This is a genomic window from Methylobacterium sp. WL7 (genome assembly GCF_008040085.1).
Lineage (GTDB): Bacteria > Pseudomonadota > Alphaproteobacteria > Rhizobiales > Beijerinckiaceae > Methylobacterium > Methylobacterium mesophilicum.
This window is the reverse complement of sequence record NZ_VRVG01000189.1, coordinates 1-6,911: the sequence shown is the minus strand read 5'-3', so window position 1 is coordinate 6,911 and position 6,911 is coordinate 1. Positions and strand designations below refer to the sequence as shown.

The 6,911-nt window shown below is 65.0% G+C and carries 12 protein-coding genes and 1 pseudogene; 5 read left to right on the top strand and 8 right to left on the bottom strand.

From position 1 onward, the window contains the following. From FV233_RS27275 to FV233_RS30690, 5 genes are all read right to left on the bottom strand, one after another. A partial coding sequence (locus FV233_RS27275; RefSeq protein WP_147899389.1) for a hypothetical protein occupies positions 1 to 350 on the bottom strand: 350 nt, incomplete at its 3' end. Continuing rightward, complete coding sequence (locus FV233_RS27270; protein ID WP_187277606.1) at positions 347 to 970, bottom strand: ParA family protein; 624 nt, start codon at positions 968 to 970, stop codon at positions 347 to 349. The genes FV233_RS27275 and FV233_RS27270, both read right to left, overlap by 4 nt. An 8-nt stretch (positions 971 to 978) precedes the next feature. Continuing rightward, complete coding sequence (locus FV233_RS27265) at positions 979 to 1,773, bottom strand: site-specific integrase (RefSeq protein ID WP_147899388.1); 795 nt, start codon at positions 1,771 to 1,773, stop codon at positions 979 to 981. After that, the gene (locus FV233_RS27260; RefSeq protein WP_147853200.1) at positions 1,770 to 2,048 is read right to left on the bottom strand and encodes a hypothetical protein; all 279 of its coding nucleotides are present in this window, start codon (positions 2,046 to 2,048) and stop codon (positions 1,770 to 1,772) included. Before FV233_RS27260 ends, FV233_RS27265 begins: the two co-directional genes overlap by 4 nt. A 223-nt stretch (positions 2,049 to 2,271) precedes the next feature. After that, positions 2,272 to 2,427 carry a hypothetical protein gene (locus tag FV233_RS30690; protein WP_187277607.1) on the bottom strand — a complete coding sequence of 52 codons (156 nt, stop codon included), beginning with the start codon at positions 2,425 to 2,427 and terminating at the stop codon, positions 2,272 to 2,274. Positions 2,428 to 2,576: 149 nt separating this feature from the next. Between FV233_RS30690 and FV233_RS27255 the strand changes: the two genes are divergently transcribed. The 5 genes from FV233_RS27255 to FV233_RS27235 all read left to right on the top strand — a co-directional run bounded on the left by FV233_RS27255 (position 2,577) and on the right by FV233_RS27235 (position 4,543). Next, positions 2,577 to 2,843 carry a hypothetical protein gene (locus FV233_RS27255; protein ID WP_147899387.1) on the top strand — a complete coding sequence of 89 codons (267 nt, stop codon included), beginning with the start codon at positions 2,577 to 2,579 and terminating at the stop codon, positions 2,841 to 2,843. Between the two features lie 41 nt (positions 2,844 to 2,884). Beyond that, the gene (locus tag FV233_RS27250) at positions 2,885 to 3,040 is read left to right on the top strand and encodes a hypothetical protein (RefSeq protein WP_246690109.1); all 156 of its coding nucleotides are present in this window, start codon (positions 2,885 to 2,887) and stop codon (positions 3,038 to 3,040) included. 73 nt (positions 3,041 to 3,113) lie between these two features. Next, complete coding sequence (locus tag FV233_RS27245; protein ID WP_147899386.1) at positions 3,114 to 3,671, top strand: PAS domain-containing protein; 558 nt, start codon at positions 3,114 to 3,116, stop codon at positions 3,669 to 3,671. Between the two features lie 19 nt (positions 3,672 to 3,690). Continuing rightward, positions 3,691 to 3,876: a hypothetical protein gene (locus tag FV233_RS27240; protein WP_147899385.1), complete on the top strand. Its 186-nt coding sequence runs from the start codon at positions 3,691 to 3,693 to the stop codon at positions 3,874 to 3,876. Positions 3,877 to 4,309: 433 nt separating this feature from the next. Beyond that, entirely contained in the window at positions 4,310 to 4,543 is a 234-nt protein-coding gene (locus FV233_RS27235) for a hypothetical protein (RefSeq protein WP_147899384.1), read from the top strand. 264 nt (positions 4,544 to 4,807) lie between these two features. On the opposite strand, the gene FV233_RS27230 is transcribed toward FV233_RS27235, so the two are convergent. The 3 genes and pseudogenes from FV233_RS27230 to FV233_RS30955 form a co-directional block, all read right to left on the bottom strand. Further along, positions 4,808 to 6,136, bottom strand: a complete 1,329-nt coding sequence (locus FV233_RS27230; protein ID WP_147899383.1) for a Y-family DNA polymerase — start codon at positions 6,134 to 6,136, stop codon at positions 4,808 to 4,810. Continuing rightward, positions 6,133 to 6,544, bottom strand: a pseudogene (locus FV233_RS27225) (S24 family peptidase). Before FV233_RS27225 ends, FV233_RS27230 begins: the two are co-directional and overlap by 4 nt. Before the next feature lie 180 nt (positions 6,545 to 6,724). Further along, on the bottom strand, positions 6,725 to 6,911 hold a 187-nt coding region (locus tag FV233_RS30955), incomplete at its 5' end, for a hypothetical protein (RefSeq protein WP_210249511.1).

The following is a 6,911-nucleotide window of genomic DNA, read 5'->3' as shown; positions in this document are numbered from 1 at the left end:
AGAACCATGCGCAACCCTTCGACGTAGAGATCATGAGGCTTGCAGTCCGTGGCAGCCGCGATCTCGCGAAGCGCCTTAAACACCTTCGGGTGCGCGTAGATTGAGGCATGAGGCTTCTCGTACCGGACCCGCCGCTTGTACCCTTCCGGCCCGGCGGGCTCTGAGACCACGTTGTCAGTCGTCACGCTGACCCGTGGAAACGCTGTCACGCTGTCACGTTGTAACGTGGTCACGTCGTCACGCTGGCCCGTGACAATGGAGTCACGCGGTGCCTCGACGGCTGGTGCCTGTGCCTGCGTAGCCATCCTGGCGAGCTGATCGTTGATGGATGGCCGCGGTTTCTTGCTCATGCCTTCGCCCCTGCGAGCTGCGCCTTGATCCACTGCCAGAGCAGCCGGATCTCGACGGCTGCCTTGCCCTTCGGCGCCAGTTCAGTGACGCCGAGTCCTGTCGTCATCGAGTCCAGGAAATCTGATCGCGTCGCGACCATCGAGGGCGCGAGCGCTCCAGTGCTCACCAAGGCCGTCGCCGCGTCGAGTGTGCGGGCCTGCGTCGTGGGATTGCACTGGTTGAGCACGAAGGCGAACTGCCGCTTGAGGAGCCGCAACTGCTCGACCGTCGGCCGGGCCGCCTCGACATCGAGGATGGACGGTTTCACCGGTAGAAGGCACAGGCTGGCCTCGCGCAGTACCAGGGCGACATCAGGCCCGAACCGGCCGGGTGTGTCCACGATGACGAGCGAGACTGCGCCTGCGCCTTGGATCCGCCCAAGCGTGCCGGCGAACACTGACGGCTCGACCCGATGTACGTCCAAGCCGTTCGCTTCGCGCCGCCGCCCCCAGCCTACGAGTGACGCCTGCGGATCTGTATCGAGCGCCGCGACCGTCTCCCCGTCCTGCATCGCCGCGACCGCGAGCGAGGCTGCGAGCGTGCTTTTGCCTGATCCGCCCTTCTGTGTGGTGAGAGCCAAGACGCGCATCACAGCCCTGCCATCCCAGCCGGGTTCTGTTTGAAGAGCTGCCCGGACCGGATGTAGCCGCTCGTCGTGTCGAAGCGCTTGTGCCGAAGCTGACGCTGGATCGCGTGGCCGGGCGCGTCGTTGGCCGCGGCCGACGTAGCGAGGCCGGACCGGAGCGGGTGCCCGGCATAGCCTGCCGCGAGCCGGCTCGCTTCCTCCAGCGAATGCCCCGCCGCCAGCGCAGCTGCTTCAACCGAGCGCTGAACGATCCGGGCCACGGCCCGATCCGTCACTGCATCGGTGCCGAGCCGCCCGTGCCGGTCGATAGGCCGGAACACCGGACCTTCCTTCAGGCAGGCTGCCTGTATCCACGCACGATAGCTGCGCACCGGGCACGTCTCTATGTTCGACCCATAGGGCACGCCGATCTCGACGCCCTCGGCCTGCTGATCCGTCTTGCTACGGGCGAGGTGGACTACGAGGCCGTCGGGCCGTTCCTCGATCCAGGCCGCACCGTCCTTACGGGCGACCTCGAGTTCGGCAAGCTCGGAGCGTCGTAGCGCTGCAGCAAGACGACGTTGTAACGTGACAACTTTCAACGTTGTCGCGTGGTCGATCAGGTAGGCCAGTATGGCGGCTAGGCTCGCCGGCAACGAGGCCTCGCCTCGTGCCTCACACCAGCGTGCGAATGCCCGCACGTCCGACGCATAGGCTCGGCGTGTGTTCGCTACTCGTGACTGATCCGCGTACTCGCGTGCCCGGTCGGCAAATGCCTGCAGGCCGGTCGGTGAGGGGAGGGCGACTTCGGTGCTCAAAGCTGAGCTTCCTCAGCCAGCGGCTCGCCCTCGTTGATCGCCGAGATGATCTGGTTCCGCACGAGCTTCAGTGCGGCCTGCACGGGATCGGCCCAGTCAGGCCTCTGCGCCTTCTGTATGGCGTCAGCCGGCACGACGACGGAGAACCGAGTCCGTCCCCTCGAGCGCGCATGCCAAAAGCCACGGACCTCGACGCCGTCCGCGACTGGCCGCGCCTTGACGACGAAGTCTTGCCCGGCGTGGGAGAAGGGGAGGCGAGGCGGCGTCGCTGGCATGCTGTCTTCTGGCGTCCGATAATCTCTTCTTATCGGACCCTAGACCACCACGCAGGAACTGGCAACGGGATCGCGCTACCACGTTGTAACGTGGTCACGTTGAAACGTCGCGAGGGATCTCGACTATATTATGGAGAGCGCGCCAGCCGCGGATGCGGTGGGAGAGTGCGCGAGGACCGGGCGAGCCGTGATGATATGGCCGCCCGGCCGACGTAATCGCTCGTCAGGCGTTCGCAGGCGGCTTGCTGGGTTTGAAGCTTCTGCCCCTTGGCTCAGCCTTCTGCGGGTCGGGCTTGTTTGCAAGCAGGCGTTTCACCCGCTCGTTGAAGTCCTCTGCCGTGACGCTCTGCGCTTTGCCGGTCTTGAGTTCGAGCGCCATCTCGGCCTCCGTATCGTGGCCCAGGGCACAGGATTGCGCTGAGGGATGAGACCCTATGCGCCTTATCGGGGCGGCGTCCTAATACGGCCAAGCTGGCGTCGAGTGACCGCCTGATGGACGCCCCGGGCAGGGCGCTGTAGCTCTCCGGCATGGCCAAAGAGATCCCCAGCGTCGGCGACCTGCGCCGTAAGTCCGAGGTGACGGACGACGAGATCGAAGCGGCTACGACCGCCTACCTGAAGGATGGCAACGCCGAGCCGTTCGTCTTCAAGTCCGGTCACCGGGTCGACGTAGCCAAGGCGATCGAGATGCACCCTCAGGCCAAGAAGCTGCTGTCGGAAGAGGCCACTACCCCTGGCCTACGCCGCACGATGGTGATGACCGCCGTCATCATGGGCTTCCCGGTCCAGGGATGAGTGATGAGCCGTCCCTGCCCGACCGAACCGCAACGCAGCACATGATGCGGCGCCTTGACGGCTTCGCCCGGGGCCTCGGTCTGGAAGAGGCGGCCACGCGCACGATCGTCGAGAAGGTCGCTACCGAGCTGCCCGAACACTCGGACGAAGAGCGGCTTGCCGAGGCACGTCGGCGGATGATCGTCGCGTCTGCATAACCGGATAAATTGAGCGAAACGTTCGTGCCTGGTTCTTCGTAATATGTTTTGTGGGGAAGAAACGGGGCACTCGATGGTAGCTCTTACTGCAGCAATTCCGGCACTCCGGGCAGCCGGACTGATTGGTATCTGGAATACTGATATCGCCGCAGGCCGCTCCGTCTTGGACGAAGGTGCAGCTGCTGTGATGGCCGGCAATGCCGCCCTCGCTGGCCAGCCGCTTCCCCTCGAAACCGCTCTCGGGCGCATACACCCTGACGACCGGGATTGGTTGTTCGGCCAGATCCGCCAGGCTCGCCGGACCGGCGGCCCCTTCTCAGCCGAGTTTCGGGTCCTGAGTGAAGAGGGCAATGTACGCTGGATCCTAAATCGAGGCACCATTTCCCAAAACGAGAGTGGCGGTATGCAAGGCCTTGGAGCCTACATCGACACCACCGTCGGCCACCGCAACTCTGGCATCCCGGCCGCTTTGCTTACCCAAGGTATTGAGGATCCGCTGTTTGTCGCAGCTGATCGCTGCATCGAAGCCCACACAGCGCTCATGCAGGGCGATCATGCCGACCTCCGCGACCTCTCTGAATTGCTGCTGACGAGTATCGGTCGCACCCTTGCTCGGCGCCTTGAGGGCTGACGTCGCGTCCGTGAACCGCATGTTCGAGGACTCGGACCCCATCGCCGAAGCCGTGACCGTCCTCACGTCCCGCGGCCACACCGTCGAGCCCGACGACGATTTCGAGAACTGGCGCGTGGACGGCGGCGACTGGCTCACCGCCGGGGACGTGCTGGCCTGGGCCATCGTGCTGGGCCTGAACGCTGGCGTCGGCCGGCTGCAGTAGCGGCGCGGATGGAACGCCTGGCGCGCGGCCGCGCAAGAACACCCGCGCCAGGATCCTGGTGCCGCTAATGTCCGAACCTTCGATTGCCGCTCAGATCTTGAGCGCGCCGGCATTCCAGGCCGAGATCGGGGACGCGAGGCCAGCCTGGTACTTGCTCGCGCTGAAGCGCTAGGGCGTGCAGGTAGGAAAGGGTGCGGGAGGGTAGTCGGTCAGCATTTGACCACCATCCCAGCTTTCGTTCTGAGGGAACGCATCGCTTTTTCGTTCTCGTGCGTTTCTCATTGGCAATCGCTCAGAACCGAACGAGTTAGGCGAACGAGCGGAGGCAGAAATGCTACGCGGTGGGTTGCTATGGCTGATCGGAATACCGTTGCCGATCATTTTATTGCTGTGGTTCTTTGGTGTTTTTCACTGAACTAGGGTGCGTACAGACATGTCCTATACGGTCGAAATCACGATTGCCGAGCCTGCCTCATCCGATGAGGAGATAGAAACGCGCATGTATCAACTGTCGGATCCCTACGAGACGGTAGCGAGCGCTAGAGAGGCTGCTGTCGCACATATCGCCAACCTCGACGTTGAGCCGGCGGTGGTGATTTACACTGTTTTCGATCGCGAAGGCTTCACGGTTGCCTCCAGTGTCGATGAACTGGCCGAGGCCAGGTGACGACGATGCTCTGGATCCCGGATTTCGGCCGCCTCAATCACGCGTAGGCACAAAAAAGGCCACTCCCGAAGGAGCGGCCCGAAGTCTTGGGAGGAAACGCCCTTGGGAGGGCTGCAGAACCGCGACGCCATCGCTGTCCCACAACACCGACCTATGCACCCACGATGCTGCGAACAACCACCTGTGGGTTGTGGCCCGCGCATAGATGGTGCTGTTTTTCCTCGCGAGTGCGCTTCCACACCATGGCTCGGTCGTCCGCTACATTCAGGCGTGGGCTACCGGGAACTCGCCCACCTGGGTGGTGTAGCGCGGGGTGCGCATCTCGAACTTCGTGTTCCACTCCCGCTTGGCCACCAGTCCCGCACGGGCCGGCACCACCGCACCCCGGCCCCAGCGTGCGTTGCAGGCGTCCATGGCCGCCATCAGCGGACCGGACCGCTCCCGGTCCATCGCACCGATCAGCGCCCTCGGGCTGTGCGACAGCGGTACCAAGTCGTTGGTGACGATGCCGGCCTTCGAGTAGCGCCACGGACGCTGCCCGGGCTCACGCCAGGTCTTGGCCACTCCGTGGCGTGCCGCCTTGATCAGGGCCAGGGTGTCCGAGGTGTGCTCAGGCAAGGTGACGGTGGTCGAGACCGAGCGCATCGGCGCGTCCCGATCGTGCTCGCTGGTATGGTAGAAGATCGTGACGTGATTGGTGGCCAAGCCCTCCCGCCGAAGCTTCTCGCCCAGGCGCGTCGCGTGTGCCGAGACCGCCTCCTCCAGAGTGGCCCGGTCCTCGATCCGTCCAGAGAACGAGCGGGTGACCGCGCAGCCCTTCCGCCGGGCCGGGACCATCTCCAGCGGCAGGCAGGCCAGCCCGCGCAGCTCATGGATGATGCGCTCGCCCACCACCGTCAGGCCTTTGCGCACCGGCCGCGGGTCGAGGTCGCGCAGGTCCGCCACGCTCTCCACGCCCATCGCCTCCAGCTTGGCGAGTGAGGCCCGGCCAATGCCCCACACCTCGGCTACATCGATCCGGCAGAGCCAGTGCGCGTAGGCGGTCGGGTCGGTCAGATCGCACACGCCCTGCAGGTCATGCACGGTCTTGGCGATGTGGTTGGCGAGCTTCGCCAGCGTCTTGGTGGGCCCGATACCGACGCACGAGGGGATGCCTGTCCAAGTCCGCACGGTGGCGCGGAGGTCTCGCGCGAGTTCCACTCGCAGGCCCGGCGCCACGTCCGAGAGGTTCAGAAAACTCTCGTCGATCGAGTAGATCTCCACCTGCGGGCTGAACTGTCGGTAGACCGCGTTGGTGCGGCCGCTCATGTCGCCATAGAGCGTGTAGTTCGAGGAGAACACGCGCACGCCCTGCCGCCGGCACATCTCGCGGATCTTGAAGTACGGGTCGCCCATCTTGATGCCGAGAGCCTTGGCCTCACTGGTCCGGGCGATGGCGCAGCCGTCGTTGTTCGACAGCACGATCACCGGCACCGCGGCGAGCTTCGGATCGAACACGCGCTCGCAGCTACAGTAGAAGCTATTGCCATCGATCAGCGCCACAGCACGGCCGCCGCCAATCCGATCGTGCAGGCGCGGCTGCGGAGCGCTCACGACAGCCGCCCCCACGCGACGTGCCAGCGGATCGAGAACCGCACCACGCCCCAGGTCCGGGCTGCAGAATGCCAGCCGGGCGACATTGCCGTCGAGCACCAGGCGCTTGCAGCTCATCTGCCCGTCGACTGCCGCGACCACGACGCTGCCGTGGCCGGCTTTCAGGCTGCGATCCACGCAGGCGAGGTCGCGGTCATAGATGCCGGCTCCCTCCATCGAGGAGCCGGAAATCCGCCATAGGAAGGTCGCTGGCGGGTTCGGCACTAGCCAGCGCGGCAACTCCAGCGCGCCCTCGAGGAAGTCGTCGGCCGGCGACGGGAAGCCTGCGCACAGGGCGTGCCCGATCAGCGGAACCCGCACGGCATCCGGACTCTGGATCAACAGCTCGTCGACCCGATTGAGATGCACCTGCCCCTCCGCCGTATGAGAACAAACGCGAACAGACCCGATGCAGGGGCTGGGTTCAACGGCTGATCGGGGAGGACGCGACTTCGCGGTGAAGTGCTGTGGATCGTGTCGGAGAACCCGAGCGTCTTCAGCCGCTTCCGGCGACCGATCGCTTCGAACCCGTCCGCCTTCGGGCCTTTGTCAGGGCGTCAGCGGCCGTATCACCACGACGGCGGGAGGGCTGACGATCCACTTCGGTGCAGTCGTCTGGCGCGAGGTGTCTGGGCCCGGGAGCGTATGGTGCATCGCATAGGCGACGTCAGGGCCAAACCGAACCAGCACGATCAGGGCGATGAGGGCTGTACGCATGGTGGGCCAACGGCCGGGA